Source organism: Nocardia sp. NPDC058480, from assembly GCF_042720495.1.
Taxonomy (GTDB): Bacteria; Actinomycetota; Actinomycetes; order Mycobacteriales; family Mycobacteriaceae; genus Nocardia.
Genome location: NZ_JBHXMN010000017.1, coordinates 18,741 through 33,747, shown reverse-complemented (window position 1 = coordinate 33,747; position 15,007 = coordinate 18,741). Strand labels below are relative to the sequence as shown.

Annotated in this window: 14 protein-coding genes; 6 read left to right on the top strand and 8 right to left on the bottom strand. The window is 67.3% G+C overall.

The window, feature by feature from the left end; all coding sequences use genetic code 11:
* The first annotated feature begins 56 nt into the window (after positions 1–56).
* Positions 57–557, top strand: a complete 501-nt coding sequence (locus ACFWO8_RS28240; protein ID WP_378967106.1) for a hypothetical protein — start codon at positions 57–59, stop codon at positions 555–557.
* A gap of 70 nt (positions 558–627) precedes the next feature.
* Positions 628–1,494 carry an alpha/beta fold hydrolase gene (locus ACFWO8_RS28235; protein ID WP_378967101.1) on the top strand — a complete coding sequence of 289 codons (867 nt, stop codon included), beginning with the start codon at positions 628–630 and terminating at the stop codon, positions 1,492–1,494.
* 1 nt (position 1,495) lies between these two features.
* Here ACFWO8_RS28235 and ACFWO8_RS28230 read toward each other — a convergent pair whose 3' ends face one another.
* Positions 1,496–2,119 (bottom strand): CPBP family intramembrane glutamic endopeptidase, encoded by a 624-nt coding sequence (locus ACFWO8_RS28230; RefSeq protein ID WP_378967095.1) that lies wholly within the window; start codon positions 2,117–2,119, stop codon positions 1,496–1,498.
* Positions 2,116–3,819, bottom strand: a complete 1,704-nt coding sequence (locus ACFWO8_RS28225; RefSeq protein ID WP_378967981.1) for an alpha/beta hydrolase — start codon at positions 3,817–3,819, stop codon at positions 2,116–2,118. The genes ACFWO8_RS28230 and ACFWO8_RS28225 overlap by 4 nt, the downstream gene beginning before the upstream one ends.
* Positions 3,820–3,975: 156 nt before the next feature.
* Here ACFWO8_RS28225 and ACFWO8_RS28220 point away from each other — a divergent pair, with 156 nt between their 5' ends.
* Positions 3,976–4,263, top strand: coding sequence for a YiaA/YiaB family inner membrane protein (locus ACFWO8_RS28220; RefSeq protein ID WP_378967088.1), 288 nt, complete (start codon positions 3,976–3,978; stop codon positions 4,261–4,263).
* Between the two features lie 48 nt (positions 4,264–4,311).
* Here ACFWO8_RS28220 and ACFWO8_RS28215 read toward each other — a convergent pair whose 3' ends face one another.
* Together ACFWO8_RS28215 and purL are read right to left on the bottom strand one after the other, a co-directional pair.
* A complete protein-coding gene (locus ACFWO8_RS28215; protein WP_378967079.1) occupies positions 4,312–6,096 on the bottom strand; it encodes an alpha/beta hydrolase in 1,785 nt (594 codons plus the stop codon).
* Between the two features lie 22 nt (positions 6,097–6,118).
* Complete coding sequence (purL, locus tag ACFWO8_RS28210; protein ID WP_378967071.1) at positions 6,119–8,413, bottom strand: phosphoribosylformylglycinamidine synthase subunit PurL; 2,295 nt, start codon at positions 8,411–8,413, stop codon at positions 6,119–6,121.
* A 163-nt stretch (positions 8,414–8,576) separates the two neighbouring features.
* Here purL and ACFWO8_RS28205 point away from each other — a divergent pair, with 163 nt between their 5' ends.
* Positions 8,577–9,872, top strand: a complete 1,296-nt coding sequence (locus ACFWO8_RS28205) for a glycosyltransferase 87 family protein (RefSeq protein ID WP_378967059.1) — start codon at positions 8,577–8,579, stop codon at positions 9,870–9,872.
* A gap of 76 nt (positions 9,873–9,948) precedes the next feature.
* Here ACFWO8_RS28205 and ACFWO8_RS28200 read toward each other — a convergent pair whose 3' ends face one another.
* Positions 9,949–11,241, bottom strand: a complete 1,293-nt coding sequence (locus ACFWO8_RS28200) for a M18 family aminopeptidase (RefSeq protein WP_378967049.1) — start codon at positions 11,239–11,241, stop codon at positions 9,949–9,951.
* 62 nt (positions 11,242–11,303) lie between these two features.
* Positions 11,304–11,741 carry a MarR family winged helix-turn-helix transcriptional regulator gene (locus tag ACFWO8_RS28195; protein ID WP_378914051.1) on the bottom strand — a complete coding sequence of 146 codons (438 nt, stop codon included), beginning with the start codon at positions 11,739–11,741 and terminating at the stop codon, positions 11,304–11,306.
* Between the two features lie 116 nt (positions 11,742–11,857).
* Here ACFWO8_RS28195 and ACFWO8_RS28190 point away from each other — a divergent pair, with 116 nt between their 5' ends.
* Positions 11,858–12,934 carry a substrate-binding domain-containing protein gene (locus ACFWO8_RS28190; protein ID WP_378967042.1) on the top strand — a complete coding sequence of 359 codons (1,077 nt, stop codon included), beginning with the start codon at positions 11,858–11,860 and terminating at the stop codon, positions 12,932–12,934.
* 419 nt (positions 12,935–13,353) lie between these two features.
* On the opposite strand, the gene purQ is transcribed toward ACFWO8_RS28190, so the two are convergent.
* The gene (gene purQ, locus ACFWO8_RS28185; RefSeq protein WP_378967037.1) at positions 13,354–14,031 is read right to left on the bottom strand and encodes a phosphoribosylformylglycinamidine synthase subunit PurQ; all 678 of its coding nucleotides are present in this window, start codon (positions 14,029–14,031) and stop codon (positions 13,354–13,356) included.
* Positions 14,028–14,264, bottom strand: a complete 237-nt coding sequence (purS, locus tag ACFWO8_RS28180) for a phosphoribosylformylglycinamidine synthase subunit PurS (RefSeq protein WP_218718741.1) — start codon at positions 14,262–14,264, stop codon at positions 14,028–14,030. Before purS ends, purQ begins: the two co-directional genes overlap by 4 nt.
* A gap of 97 nt (positions 14,265–14,361) precedes the next feature.
* Between purS and ACFWO8_RS28175 the strand changes: the two genes are divergently transcribed.
* Positions 14,362–15,006: an MBL fold metallo-hydrolase gene (locus tag ACFWO8_RS28175; protein ID WP_378967017.1), complete on the top strand. Its 645-nt coding sequence runs from the start codon at positions 14,362–14,364 to the stop codon at positions 15,004–15,006.
* Position 15,007: the final 1 nt, after the last annotated feature.

Below are 15,007 nucleotides of genomic sequence, written 5' to 3'. Positions count from 1 at the left end.
TACCGACCCGAGCATTTCCGGCGGTCAACGGCGAACACGCGCTAGCGTGATTCTTGATGAGACGTGTGACAGCCTTGCTCTCGATCTCGGTCGCGACCCTGATCGCCGCCTGCCAGACACCCGACGACACCACCCCGCCTGAACCGCCACAGACCGTTCTGGCGTGTCAGGGCAAATTCGTGACCGGCCCACAAACGATCGCCGGATTCGACCTGTCGAAATTCATGCAGCGCACCCGCCTCCCACCGGATGTCCGCATAGCCGCGGGAAGATCAGCCGTGTCGCCCGATCGACCGGGCGCGGTCGACTTGTACCTCGACCTCTGCCTGCCGGGTACCGCAACGATGAACGACCTCCTCCCGGTCGCCACCGACCTGGCCCACGACCTCAAGGCCGACGAACTCGGCTCCCGCACAGCCACATTGACCATCGCCTGCGTCTGCGCCCACCTCCCGGGTCGCACCGAAGTGCGCGACGAGGACTTCCTGGCGCACCCGTGGAACGGCACGCCCTCCAGCGACGCCGAGTACCTGACCTGGACCAGGTCCGACAGCTGAACCACTGGCTCCCGCCACCGATCTATCGCCCGACGGCGAGGGTGGGTGGGGCGCGTCGTACATTCGTCCTATGAGTGTCACCGGTCCCCTAGAGCCGACAACGCTGCGATTGCGCGCTGCCGACGGGCTCACCCTGGTCGCCGACAGCTTCGGTGCCGAGGACGGCCCGTTGGTCGTGATGCTGCACGGTGGTGGTCAGAACCGGTATTCGTGGAAGCGGACCGGGCGGGCGCTCGCGGCGGCGGGGATGCGCGTTGTCACCGTCGACGCGCGCGGGCACGGTGACAGTGATTGGTCGCCGACGGCGGATTACTCCCGGGATGTGATGGTCGCCGACCTGCACACCGTGCTCGAGCAGCTCGGTGCGACGCGGGAGGCGGGTGCGGTGGTCGTCGGGGCGAGCATGGGCGGGATCACCGGGCTGCTCGCCACGGCGAAGCCGGGTGGCAGCGCGATCCGTGCGCTCGTCCTGGTCGACATCGTGCCCCGCTCGGAATCCGCGGGGGTGGCGCGCGTGATGGACTTCCTCGGCAGACACCGCGACGGCTTCGACACCCTCGACCAGGTGGCCGACGCGGTCGCCGCCTACCTGCCGCACCGCCCGCGCCCCGACAATTCCGACGGCCTGCTGCGCAGCCTGCGTCAGCGTGACGGCCGCTGGTACTGGCACTGGGACCCCGACCTGATCAGCGACGTCAACGACGACCCGGACGCCCGCATCGTCGAGATGGAAGCCGCCGCCGAGGCGCTGACCATCCCGGTTCTGCTGATCCGCGGCGGCAAGTCCGATGTCGTCAGCGACGAGGGCGCCGCGGCATTCCTCGCCCTCGCACCGCACGCCCGCCTGGCCGAGATCAGCGCGGCGGCCCACACCGCCGCGGGCGACGACAACGACGCCTTCACCGAGGCCGTCGCCGGTTTCGTCGCCACGGCCTGAGCTAGCGCCCCAGCCCATCGACCCACCGGGCAGCGGCCGGCGCGAGCGCTCCCCCGGCATTGATCGCCAGATGCAGGAGCGCGGGTGCGGTCGCACTGCCCGACCGCCGACGGAGTTCGGTGAAGACTAGCCCGGCGAGGGTGGTGGCCAGGATCGTCGGGAGTACCGAGTCGCCTGCGGCTCTTGCCGGTTGGATGTGCCACAGCCCGAAGTCGATGGCACTGATCACCGGGGCGCCTGCACTCTCGGCGAGCACGGGGTCGAGGGTGCCCCGGAAGATCGCTTCTTCGGCCAGGACGGTGCCTACGGGGATGTGCAGGGCAATCCATTCCAGGGTTGAGGTTTCCGGTGCGCGGGCGGCGATTTCGAGTGGGAGGCGTCGGAGCGAAGGGATCGCCAGGGCGACGGCATAGCCGGTGAGCACTACGGCCGCACTACTCAGTCCCCATCGGAACCCACTGGGCGACAACCAGTTCGGGTTGCCCCGGAAGAGCTTTGTGTATCCCGTCGCGAAGGCGACATTCGCCGCGGTGCGGCCGCGCAGTGGGAGATCGAGGGCAGGCAGGACTCGGTTGCTCCAGAGCAGCGGAAGGATCAGCGCCGCAACACCTTCAAGTCTTCTCACTTCACCTCCCGCTCGTAGGTCTCCGCCGATTCCAGTGCGGCACGGATACTTTCGACAACATCACCACTGACGCCGGTAGGCGCGACGACGGCCAACCACCCGTCCAGTACCAAACTCCCGTACCGATGCCCGTGCCCGTCGACGACCCCCTGCGCGTTGGTGAGATCGGCCGTGACCTGCCAGAACGTCACGAACGGCGCCCACCGCATCTGCGTGGACACATCGGAACCGCGTGGCTCGCTCAACCAATCCGGCCGCGTGAAGATCAGATCGGCCGACCACCACACGATCGGGTCGGAGGGATGTTGCAGATAGGCGATGCGAGGTGCACGCCACGGCTCTGAGCTATCGAAATCAGTTGCGTCATCGGCGAATCGAACGACCAATCCGTCCGCGTACACCGGCGCCACCTCGGGCGACCCCGGATCGCGGCGATCGACGAACTGGCTCCACAACCGATTCGAATTCGGCGGTCCGACCCACAACGCACCATCGACCTCCTCGCGCAGATCGGCCAGCCCGTCGAACGCCTCCTCCGACCCCTGCGAACCCAGACTCTCCCCATAGACGAACAACTTCGGCCGCTGCCCTTCCGGCTGGGCCGACCACCGCTCGTACACCGCGTCGAACAGCTCCCGGCTGGCCGCGGCCGCTTTCTCCCGGTCCGACAGGAACGAGAGCACGCTGGGCAGATAGGAGAACTGGGTCGCCACGATCGCCGTATCACCGCCGTAGAGATACTCCACAGCCCCCGCCGCCATCCCGTTGACCCAGCCGGTCCCGGTAGTCGTGACCACCACCATCGCCGCACGTTCGAAGGCCTTCGTCCGTTCGAGTTCGGCGACCGCCAGCTGCGCCGCGGTCTGGTCCCGAGTCACCGACTCCAACCCCACGTACGCCCGAATAGGTTCGCGCGCGGTCTTTCCCGTCACCTCGGTGATCGCGGCGGCACTCGGTCCGTTGGAAACGAACCACCGCCCCTCGAACCCCAATGTCTGCCACGGCGCGAGCGACCCGGGGCTCCCCGAACGCTCCGGCGCGATGGGCTGCACCGCGTACGGCGTGGTCCGATCGTTGCGCACGCTGAACGCCGAGTTGGCCACCGCGAAGAACGCCTGCGAGGCGACACCGTTGAAGATCGTCACCGTGAGCACAACCAGCACCAGCAACCCGGCCGCCGGGGCCACTTCGCGCGGCACCCGCACCCACCGATTGAGCTGACGAGCCAGCCCGAGCACCATGACCCGAACCGTCCGATACGCGGCCACCACCGCAACGCCGACAGCCACACTGAGCAGGCCGGTCCGCAGATACGCGGGCGTGGTGGTCCCCGCCATCCCCATCAGCGAGGTGATCTCACGCTGCCACCGCGCCGACTGCACCAGCATCACCGCCGCGACCAGCGCACACCCCACCAACACGGTCGCTTTGATGGCATACCGCAGCCGATCCGACGGGCTGGGAATCGGCAGCCGGGCCCGCACCCACCGCCGGAACACCCATTCGAGCACACACCCGAGCCCGTACCCGATCGCGGCGTTGATCCCGCTGATCAGCCCCTGGAAAAGCCAGTCACGCGGCACCAGCGAGGGCGTCACCGAGAGCCCGAAAAACAGCGTCGCCAGCACCAATCCGACATAATTCAGATCGACGGCATCTTCTACGCGCCGCGCGAGAACGCCGCCGCGCGCACGCAGCATCGCGGAAGTCGAAGCGCGCTCGGTCACCGCCCCAGTATGGCGGCCGGTACCGACAATCAACCGGATTTGTGACTGCGGAGCCGCTCACAAACTACGTACCGCACTCGAGTAGTTGTACGCGCGATCGCGAAGCGCCAGATCAGCACACTGGCAACCATGAGCACAAACACCAAGCCGAAGAACACCTCGGCCTACATGGCCCAGGCCGCGATCGCGTTCGCTGTCAGCCTGTTCGGGACCGGCGTCGGAATCGCCTACCTGCCGCTGGACGGCTGGCAGCGCGCGTTCCTGGCGATGTCGGGCCTGTTCCTGGTGACCAGCTGCTTCACCCTCGCCAAGGTCGTGCGCGACCAGCAGGAGACTCAGTCACTGATCGGCCGGATCGATGAGGCACGGCTGGAACAGCTGATCGCCGAACACAATCCGTTCAAATCGGTGTCGTGAGAAGACCGGGGCAGCTCCGATCGAGGGGTTCGGTGCTGCCCCGGTTCGTCACTTCAACTGCCGTTCGGTGGCAGCGGCCTCGGCGACGAACGTCTCGATCCGGGCCGCCAATTCCGGTGTGTAATCCGGTGGTTGGGCTACCGCCGCCCAGGCTTCGGGCACGACATTGCCGTAGTTGTGACCGTGTCCTTCCGAAACAGTCTGCGCGCGTGGCAGATCCGCGGCCACCTGCCAGAATGTGACAATCGGATACCACGACATCGCCGGTGACACATCGGGTCCGCGCTTCTCCCGCAACCAATCCGGCTGACTGAACAGCAGATCCGGTGACCACCACACCACCGGATCGGAAGCGTGTTGCAGATAGACGATGCGCGGGTCGTTCCAGGTCGGCGTCGGCTGCGCGAGCCGATCGGCGTTCGCGGCGAACCGCACCGACATCCCGTCGGCGTAGATCGGGGCAATCTCGTCGGTGCCGGGGTCTCGTCTGGTCACGAATTCCGACCACAGCCGATTGGAATTGGGCGGCCCCACCCACAGCACGCCGTCGGCGCGGTTGCGGATATCGGCCAGCCCGGAGAACGCGCCCTCCGACCCCTGCGAACCGAGGCTCTCGCCGTAGACCAGCAGCTTGGGCCTGGTTTCCGCGGGCAGCGCCGACCAGCGGTCGTACACCTTGTCGAACAGCGTGCGCCCCATGGTCATCGACTTGTCCCGGTCGGACAGGAACGACAGCGCGCTGGGCAGATACGAGTACTGCGTCGCCACCAGGGCGGTGTCGCCGCCGTACATCAATTCGACCGCCACGGCGCTGGTCGTATCGACCCAGCCGGTGCCGGTGGTGCTGATCACCACGAGCGCCTCGCGTTCGAAGGCCTTGGTGCGCTCGAGTTCGGCGAGGGCCACGTCGGTCTGCGCCTCGACGCCATCGGCGGATTCCAGCCCCGCGTAGACCCGAATCGGTTCGCGTGCGGGCTTTCCGGTTACCTGACCGATAGCGAGGGCGGTCGGCGCGTTGGCCACGAACCACCGCCCCTCCGAACCCAATGTCTCCCACTTGGCCAAAGACTCAGGGCTACCGGATCGTTCGGGCAGCGTCGGCTGGACCGCGTTCTCCGAGGTGTGGCTGTTGCGCGCGCTGAACGCCGAATTGGCCACGGCGAAAAAGCCTTTCGCCAACACGCCGTTGAACAACAGCACCGCGGCCACCACCACGACGAGCACCCCGAGCGGCCGGGCGAACGCCGCCGGGATCCGCACCCACTGGTTCAGCACCCGGGTCACCGTGCGCACCAGCCGAACCACCAGTCGCGAGATCCAGATCAGCAGACCGACCACCACCGCGCCGACCAGCACGGTCCGCGGATACCCGGCGTCGGACACCGGTTCCATCCCCATCAGGTCGGTGATCTGCCGTTGCCACTTCGAGGACTGGACGCTCATCAGCACCGCGAAGATCAGGCACGCCACCACGATCGCGATCTTCAGCGCTACCAGCAGCCAGCTCGGCCGCCGAGCCCACGCCGTGCGCACCCGCTCGGGCCAGGTGATCCGCGGCGCGACCCACTTGCGCCAGGCCCACGCCAGCAAGCAGCCGAGCCCGTAGCCGATCGTCGCGTTGATTCCGCTGACCAATCCCTGGAAGAACCAGTCACGCGGCAGCAGCGAGGGTGTCAGTGACAGCCCGAAGAACATCGTGGCCACGACAAGGCCGGTGTAATTGGGATGAAAAAACCTCTCCACCAGGTGAATTACCCGGATGAAGAGGTTCTTGTGCGCGTCGTCGTCGCGCGTGACCGGCTGAGGAGTCGAGCTCGTATCCGCTGTAGTCAAGCTCGACTCCTCATCGATCAATTCACGCGGTATGGGCTCCGAACAGCTTAGGCAGCGTGCCCTCGAATGCCTCACGCAATTCGGCGAGTGTCACGGAGAACTGCCCCTGCACCTCGACCGAATCCGAACCCTGGTCCACCACACCGATGCGCACCCACGGCAACTGCCGCGCGTCGCACATCTTGGCGAAACGGGTCTCCTCCGAACGCGGCACCGCGACGAGCACGCGCCCGGCCGACTCGGAGAACAGCTGCACGAACGGGTCCGAACCCTCGGGAAGCACGATGCGGCAACCGGTTTCGCCTGCCAGCGCCGCCTCGATGACGGTCTGTGCCAGACCACCCTCGGACAGGTCGTGCGCGGCGGAGATCATGCCGTCGCGCGAACCCGAGGTGAGCACCTCCGAGAGCAGCTGCTCGCGGGCGAAGTCGACCCGCGGCGGCACGCCACCGAGGTGATCGTGGGTGACCTGCGACCAGATCGAGCCGTCCAGCTCGTCGTGGGTGTCGCCGAGCAGCAGCAGCGACTCACCCGGCTCGATGCCGAGGCCGGTCGGGATGCGGCGGTGTACATCGTCGATCACGCCGAGCACGCCGACCACCGGGGTGGGCAGGATGGCGTCCTTGCCGGTCTGGTTGTAGAAGCTCACGTTGCCGCCGGTCACCGGAATGCCCAGCGCCGCACAACCATCCGCGAGACCGCGCACGGCCTGCTGGAACTGCCACATCACGCCCGGGTCCTCCGGCGAACCGAAGTTCAGGCAGTTGGTGACGGCCTTGGGGGTGGCGCCGGTGGTGGCGACATTGCGGAACGCCTCGGCCAGCGCCAGCTGCGCGCCGGTGTACGGGTCGAGCAAGGTGTAGCGGCCCGACGCGTCGGTGGCCAGGGCGATACCACGGCCGGAGGACTCGTCGATGCGGACGACGCCCGCGTCGGCGTGCTCGGCCAGCACGGTGTTGCCGCGCACGTAGCGGTCGTACTGCTCGGTGATCCACTTGCGGCTGCACAGCTGCGGGCTGGCGATCATCGTGAGCAAGGTCTCGCGCAGCTCGTCGCCGGTCTTGGGCCGGGTCAGGGTGGCGGTGGTGTCGGCGATCAGCGCGTCCTGGGTGTCGGGACGCTGCACCGGGCGCTCGTACACCGGGCCCTCGTGGGCGACGGTGCGTGGCGGCACGTCGACCACGGTCTCGCCGTGCCAGGTGATGACGAGGTGGTCGCCGTCGGTGACCTCACCGATGTCGGTGGCCAGCACGTCCCACTTCTTGCAGACGGCCATGAACGCGTCCACGTTCTCCGGCGTGACGACCGCGCACATGCGCTCCTGCGATTCGCTCGACAGGATCTCCGCGGGGGTCATGTGCTTGGCGCGCAGCGGGACCTTGGTCAGGTCGATGTGCATGCCGCCGTCGCCCGCCGCGGCGAGTTCGGACGTGGCACAGGACAGACCGGCGCCGCCGAGGTCCTGGATGCCGACGACCAGCCCGGCCGCGTACAGGTCGAGACAGCACTCGATGAGCACCTTCTCGGTGAACGGGTCGCCCACCTGCACGGCGGGCAGCTTCTTGCGGCCGGTGCCGGACTCGTCACCGGAGAAGGAATCCGAGGCGAGCACGGACACGCCGCCGATGCCGTCGAGGCCGGTGCGCGCGCCGAACAGGATGATCCGGTTGCCGTTGCCCGAGGCGAAGGCCAGGTGCAGGTCTTCCACACGCATCGCGCCCGCGCACAGCGCGTTCACGAGGGGGTTGCCCTGGTAGGAGGCGTCGAACACGGTCTCGCCGCCGACATTGGGCAGGCCGAGGGAGTTGCCGTAACCGCCGACGCCGCGCACCACACCGTCGACCACGCGACGGGTGTCGGGGGCGTCCGCCGCGCCGAAGCGCAGCTGGTCCATCACCGCGATCGGGCGTGCGCCCATGGCCATGATGTCGCGCACGATGCCGCCGACGCCGGTGGCCGCGCCCTGGTAGGGCTCCACGTAGGACGGGTGGTTGTGGCTTTCCACCTTGAAGGTGACGGCCCAGCCGTCGCCGATGTCGACCACGCCGGCGTTCTCGCCGATCCCGGCCAGCATGGAGGCCTTCATCTCGTCGGTGGTGGTCTCACCGAAGTAGCGAAGGTGCACCTTGGAGGACTTGTAGGAGCAGTGCTCGCTCCACATCACCGAATACATCGCCAGCTCGGCATCGGTGGGCCGACGGCCCAGAATCTCCTTGATGCGGGCGTACTCGTCGTCTTTGAGACCGAGTTCCTTGTACGGCTGCGGAGCATCCGGGGTGGCTGCGGCGGTAGCGACGGTGTCGACCTGCAGTGTCACGGGAGACCAGGGTCCTTTCGGCCGGGGGGAACTTGATCTGCAGAGTCTAATGGTTGCGGGGTAACCGCCTGCCGCCCGTCCTGCCCTCACGCTGGGACGGTGGCTGGATTCGGTCTGGTCACACTTGCGGTTGGGGCATCGGAGTACCCGTTACTCTGGCGCCGTGAACGAAAGACCGGGGGTTACCGAGCAGGTCGAGCCGCCTGTTCCCGCGCAAGGTGCGGAACCGAGCTCTCTCTCCTCGGAACAGAATTCCGACAACCCGGACCGTCAACGACGCTGGCTGACCGCCGCCATCGGATTGTTCGTGGTCTCCGCGGTCGTCGCGCTGCTCGCACACTGGTGGCACGGGTTCATCGACCTGCAGGTCTACCGCAACGGTGCGCGCGTGTGGCTCGACGGCGGCGACCTGTACGGCCCGATGCCGCCGGTGTACGGCCTCGGGCTGCCGTTCACCTATCCCCCGCTGGCCGCGATGTTCTTCGTGCCGCTGGCCTTGATGCCGCTGGTGGTGGCCGAGGTCGTGGTGCTGCTCACCTCGCTGGCGAGCCTGGGAATCGTGCTGTGGCTGGTGCTGGTTCGCGTGCGCCCCGAGCTCGACCGGATCGCGGTACTCACCGTGGTGATCGCCGGGCTCGGCTTCGCCCAGTACCTCGAACCGGTCCGCCAGACCTTCAACTTCGGCCAGATCAACCTGATCCTGATGGCCGTGGTCGCCATCGACATACTCGTACGCAAGCCGTTCTTGCCACGCGGGATGCTGATCGGCATCACGGTGTCGATCAAGCTGATTCCGGCCGGCTACCTGCTGTATTTCCTGGTCCGCCGGGACTGGAAGGCCGCGGCCACCATGGTCGCGTCGGCCGCGGGCGCCGTGGGCATCGGCTTCCTGCTGTTCCCCAACGACTCGGTCGAATACTGGTTCCACACCGTGTTCGACACCGGCCGCATCGGCACGCCCTACTTCGCGGGCAACCAGTCGATCAAGGGCACCCTGTTCCGCCTCGGCATGGACGAATCGCTGGCGACGGGCCTGTGGATCGGCCTGTCGGCGTTGACGATCGCGCTGGCCTCGGTGTGGATGTACCGCCTGATCGGCGCGGGCAACGACGTCGGCGCGCTCCTGGTGAACGCGGCCGCGGTGTTGTTGATCTCACCGGTGTCGTGGTCGCATCACTGGGTCTGGGTGGCGCCCGCGCTGGTCGTCTTCGTGAGCCTGGCCATCCGTCGCCGCTCCCGCGCCTTCACCACCCTCGTCGTCTTGTTCACGCTGATGTTCATCGTCGGCCCGCAGTGGGTCCTGCCACATTCGAACGAGAAGGAACTCGCCTGGGCTTGGTGGCAGCAGATCATCGGCAGCAGTTACGTGTGGACCACGTTCGCCGTGATCGTCTACGCGGTGATCACCTACCGCCCTGATCGAAAGCCCGCGGACACACCAGAACACGCGACTGCCTGAGCCCGACCTGGACGGTTGGTCACTAGACCTTCACCGTCCAGACCAGCTCATTGCTCAGGCCGGACCCCGGATCAGGTCAGTCCGTCGCTTCGGGGGTCAGGAAAGCGGCTAGGGCGGAGGCGTACGCGGGCACGTCGGCCGCGCCCATGAGTTCGCGGCAGGAATGCATGGCCAACTGGGGCGCGCCGACGTCGACGGTCGACATGCCGGTGCGGGCGGCGGTCATCGGGCCGATGGTCGAGCCGCAGGGCAGATCGGCGCGGTGGACGTAGCGCTGCAGCGGCACCTCCGCCTGCGCGCACGCGAGCGCGAACGCACCAGCGCCCGCCGCGTCGGTGGCGTAGCGCAGGTTCTGATTCACCTTGAGCACCGGCCCACCGCCGACCTCGATGCGATGCGCGGGCTCGTGCCGGTCCGGGTAGTTCGGGTGCGTCGCGTGCGCCATATCACCGGAGGCGACCACCGAACCGGCAAGCGCGGCAAGGTAATCCGCGCGCCCACCACCACGGGCCAGCACGATCCGCTCGAGCACCGCGGGCAGCAGATCCGATTGCGCCCCACGATCGGACTGGCTCCCGACCTCCTCGTGGTCGAACATCACCAGCACCGCTGTCGCGGCCCCCGGCTCGTCGGCGGCCGCGAGGAAGGCCTGCAACCCGGCGTAGCAGGTGCCCTGGTTGTCGAGCCGCGGCGCGCTCACCAGATCGAGATCGCGACCGACGATCGTGCTCGACGCGAGGTCGTGGGTCATGAGTTCCCAGCCGAGCACGTCGGCGCCGTCGACCCCGGCCCGCTCGGCGACGAAGTCGAGGAACGACGCGGGTGCGTCGCCGATCCCCCAGATGGCGTTCACGTGCCGTTGCGGGTCGAGGGTGACCCCGCGCCGGTCCTCGGACAGATGAATGGCCAACTGCGGCACCCGCAGGATCGGCTCGTCGATCCGCACCAGCACATCGCGCATCCGCGCACCCTCGCGCACACTGAGCCGCCCCGACAGCCCGAGCTCCCGGTCCAGCCAGGAGTTCAGCCAGGCCCCGCCGTACGGCTCGAGCCCGACCAGCTGCCAACCGGCCCCCGCCAGGTCGGGATGCTGCTTCACCCGCAGGTTGGGGCTGTCGGTATGCGCGCCGACCACCCGGAACGGGGCAGCGGGCACCGCGTCGTAATCAGCCCACGCGATCAGCGAACCACCGCGCACCACATAGTGTTTCCCGCCCGCGTCGTCCCACGCCGACGCCTCGGTCAACGGTGTGAACCCGTTGCCGTCCAGCTCGGCCGCCACCGTCGCGCACACATGGAAAGGCGAGGGTGACGCGTCGATGAAGGCACACAATCCGCTGGCCGTGGCCGCTGTCAAGGAAACCGGCATCCTGCGATCCTAGGCACGACACCGCGCCCGGGCACCCCGCCCCGGAAAGTCCCGTGCCCGGATCAGTCGTCGCGTTCGGCGATCACCGCGAGCGCCGCCAGTAATTCGCCGTAGCGCCGAATCCCGAGGCGCGACCGTAACTCTTCCTCCGCGAGCTTCTCCTGCGCGCGGATCCTGGCGGCCAGCTTGGCCCCGAGACTGCTCAACCCGATCAGGATCCGGCGCCGATCGTCGGTGGCGGCGACCCGGAAGATCAGCCCGCGTTCGGCCAGGTTGTCCGCGTGCCGGGTGGCCGAGGACGGGGCAAGCCGCGCCTGCGCGGCCAGTTCCGACATCGTCATCCCGTCGTCGGTGGACAACTGCGACAGGATCGCCCAATGGTCGGCCGTGAGGTTGTCAGCCGACAGCGCCGATTCGAGCCGACCTACCCAATTGCGCTCCGCGGAGCGCAGGGCGCCGTGCAGCGTGGAATACCCACTTATGATGGCCACCGATTGCATTCCCACCTGCCGAAATAGTCATTCGAACAATCCTGTTCGCACTAGGCGATAGAGTACAGAGTGCGGGATGTTCGGTCAGAGCCCGATCCAGTTCGTACCAGGCGGTAGAGTACAGAGTGCCTTCGTTTGGTCAGAGCCGGGATGAAACGATCGAGATTCTCTCGATCGTTCCCACGCAGGGCCCCGGTGGCATCATCGCGCCATCGTGTACCGCCGCCATTTCCCTGGCCGTCGACGAAATCAATAGCAGCACAGGAATTCTCGGCCGCGAAATCCATCTCACGACCATCGACGGCGGCCGCGAACCAACCGAAGTCGCCGACGAAGTAGCGGCCTTCCTGGCCACTGGAATGGTCGGCGCGATCACCGGTTGGCATACCTCGGCGGTGCGCCGAGCAGTCGCCGAAGCCGTAGACGCCCGCGTCCCCTACCTCTACGCCACCGACCACGAGGGCCTGCCCGACGAACGCCCCGGTGTCCTGCTGGTGGGCGAACATCCCGACCACCAAACCGTCCCCGCGGCCGCCTGGATGGCCCGCGAACTAGGGGTGCGCCGCTGGGCGGTCATCGGCAACGACTACATCTGGCCCCGCCGAACAGCCCTGGCCCTGCGCCGATCCCTGCCCACCCCCTACGACATCATCGTCGAGCACTACGTCCCCCTCGGCACCACCGATTTCAGCGATTTCCTGGAGAACCCGGCGCTCCTGCTGGCCGACGCGGTCCTGATCCTGATGGTCGGCGCCGACACCGCCCGTTTCAATCGCCAATTCTCCGCCACGGGCCTACCCACCGTCATGCCCCGCCTCAGCCCGGCGGTCGACGAGAACGTCCTACTCAGCGCGGGCCCGTCGGCGAACACCAACCTCTACGTGGCCTCGAGCTTCTTCATCGACAACAACACCACCGAGGGCCGATCCCGCCGCGCCCGCTACCACCGGCACCAAGGCCAATTCGCCCCGGCGCTGACCACTTTCAGCAATTCCACCTACGAGGCGATCCACCTGCTGAACACCCTGGCCGAAACAACCGGCACCCTCGACGTGAAAACCATCATCGCCGCCGCGGAAACCGGCCTGGTCCTGGACGGCCCAGCCACCCGCCGAGGCTTTCTGGGCAACCAAGCAGTAGGCCCCGCCCACCTAGCAATGGCAAACGGCGTCGACTTCGACATCATCGACACCCTCCACTAACCCCACCCCAACCACCCTGCACCCCAAGACCCTGCCCTACCGCACTCCCAGCCCCACCGCACACCCCAAGACCCTGCCCTACCGCACTCCCAGCCCCACCGCACACCCCAAATCCGCCATGACCGCACTCCCAGCCCCGCACCCGCGACCCCTGGGGAGCGGCGGCCACGAAGTGGCCGGTCCGCGGCCGGGTCGCCGATCAGGGCTCGAAAGCGCTACGCCGAAGGCGTTAGTCTCGAGCCCTGATCGGCGGCCCCTTGGGGCCGCGGACACGCGCGCGCCAGCGCGCCAATAAACACAGCGTCAAACCTGCCTGGGACTACCAAACCCCCGTGGCTTTGCCACACAACCGTCCCGGGACTACTGCTACCCCTGCGGCTATGCCACACAACCGACCTGGGACTACCAAACCCCAGTTCTCAGGCCCCCACAAAACTATCGATCACCGAAAAGAACATCCCCAACCCATCATCGCTGGGCCCGGTCAATGCCTCGGTCGCGTGCTCAGGATGCGGCATCAAACCGACAACCCGCCCGTTGGCCGAGGAAATCCCGGCAATCCCGCGCTGCGACCCGTTCGGGTTGTCACCCGCGTACCGGAATACCACGCGGCCTTCGCCTTCAAGCTCGTCGAGCACCTTCTCCGAAGCCTGGAAACGCCCCTCGCCCGACTTCAGCGGAACAAGAATCTGCGCACCCGACTCATACCGCGAACTCCACGCGGTATCGGTCGCCTCGACCTTCAACCACTCGTCGCGGCAGATGAAATGCAGTCCCTCATTACGGGTCAGCGCGCCCGGCAGCAGCCCGGCCTCACACAAAACCTGGAATCCATTGCAGATACCGAGTACCGGCAGACCCTGCCCGGCGGCGCGAATAACCTCGCCCATCACCGGCGCGAACCGCGCGATCGCCCCACACCGCAGGTAATCCCCGTAGGAGAACCCACCGGGCACGATGACGGCGTCGACACCCTTGATATCGGCATCGGCATGCCACAGGCTCACAGCCTCGGCGCCGGCCAACCGAACCGCCCGAGCGGCGTCGACATCGTCGAGCGTCCCGGGAAAAGTAATAACGCCAATGCGAGCGCTCACGAGACCCGAACGACCTTCCAGTCCTCGATCACCGTGTTCGCCAGCAGCGCCTCGGCGATCTGCTCGAGCTCAGCGTCCGACACACTGTCGTCCACCTCGAGCTCGAATCGCTTGCCCTGCCGCACATCCGAGATTCCGGCGAATCCCAGACGCGGGAGCGCGCCGACCACGGCCTGTCCCTGGGGGTCCAGAATCTCGGCCTTCGGCATGACCTCGACCACGACTCGTGCCACGCGTTGCTCCTCAAGTGGTGTGTGGGTTACCTCGGAAATCTTAGTTGACCGGGCCGTCGCGCCCGCGTTCCGGGGTCACGGCGGCTTAGCATCGGGTATGCGCATCGCCCACTTCGGTCATTCCTGCATCCTCGTGGAACTGCACGGCGTGAAAGTGCTGTTCGACCCCGGCACCTTCGCGCACGGCTTCGAGGGCATCACCGGCTTGGACGCGATCGCGGTAACCCACCAGCATCCCGACCACATCGATCCGAACCGGATCGGCGACCTCATCGAGAACAATCCCGGTGCCCGCCTGCTGTCGGATCCGCAGACCGCGCAGCAGCGCAGCGAGGGCTGGGAGCCGGTTTCGGCTGGTCAGGTGCTGGATATCGGCGAGTTACAGATCACCGGTGGCGGCGGCAGGCACGCGGTGATCCACCCGGAGATCCCGGTGATCGACAACACCGTCTTCCAGCTCGGCACCCCGGCAGACCCCGCCCAGCTGGTCCACCCCGGCGACTCACTCTGGGTGCCGCCGGTCCCGGTCGGCGTGCTCGCCATCCCGGCCGTCGCCCCGTGGATGCGCATCTCGGAGGCCGTCGACTACCTACGCGCCGTCAATCCCCGCACCGCGGTGCCCATCCACCACGGCATCATCGACCCCTCCGCCTACGGCACCTACTTCGGCAGGCTGACCGAGATGGCCCCGGCCGGCACCGAGTTCCGCGTACTCGAACCCGAGGACCAGGGCCAGTTCTGAC

Excerpts from the sequence above, each read along its gene's own strand:
- ACFWO8_RS28235 (WP_378967101.1), top strand. The coding sequence starts at position 628 with ATGAGTGTCACCGGTCCCCTAGAGCCGACAACGCTGCGATTGCGCGCT.
- ACFWO8_RS28195 (WP_378914051.1), bottom strand. The coding sequence starts at position 11,741 with ATGCAATCGGTGGCCATCATAAGTGGGTATTCCACGCTGCACGGCGCC.
- ACFWO8_RS28225 (WP_378967981.1), bottom strand. The coding sequence starts at position 3,819 with ATGCTGCGTGCGCGCGGCGGCGTTCTCGCGCGGCGCGTAGAAGATGCC.
- ACFWO8_RS28200 (WP_378967049.1), bottom strand. The coding sequence starts at position 11,241 with ATGCCGGTTTCCTTGACAGCGGCCACGGCCAGCGGATTGTGTGCCTTC.
- ACFWO8_RS28220 (WP_378967088.1), top strand. The coding sequence starts at position 3,976 with ATGAGCACAAACACCAAGCCGAAGAACACCTCGGCCTACATGGCCCAG.
- ACFWO8_RS28175 (WP_378967017.1), top strand. The coding sequence starts at position 14,362 with ATGCGCATCGCCCACTTCGGTCATTCCTGCATCCTCGTGGAACTGCAC.
- ACFWO8_RS28240 (WP_378967106.1), top strand. The coding sequence starts at position 57 with ATGAGACGTGTGACAGCCTTGCTCTCGATCTCGGTCGCGACCCTGATC.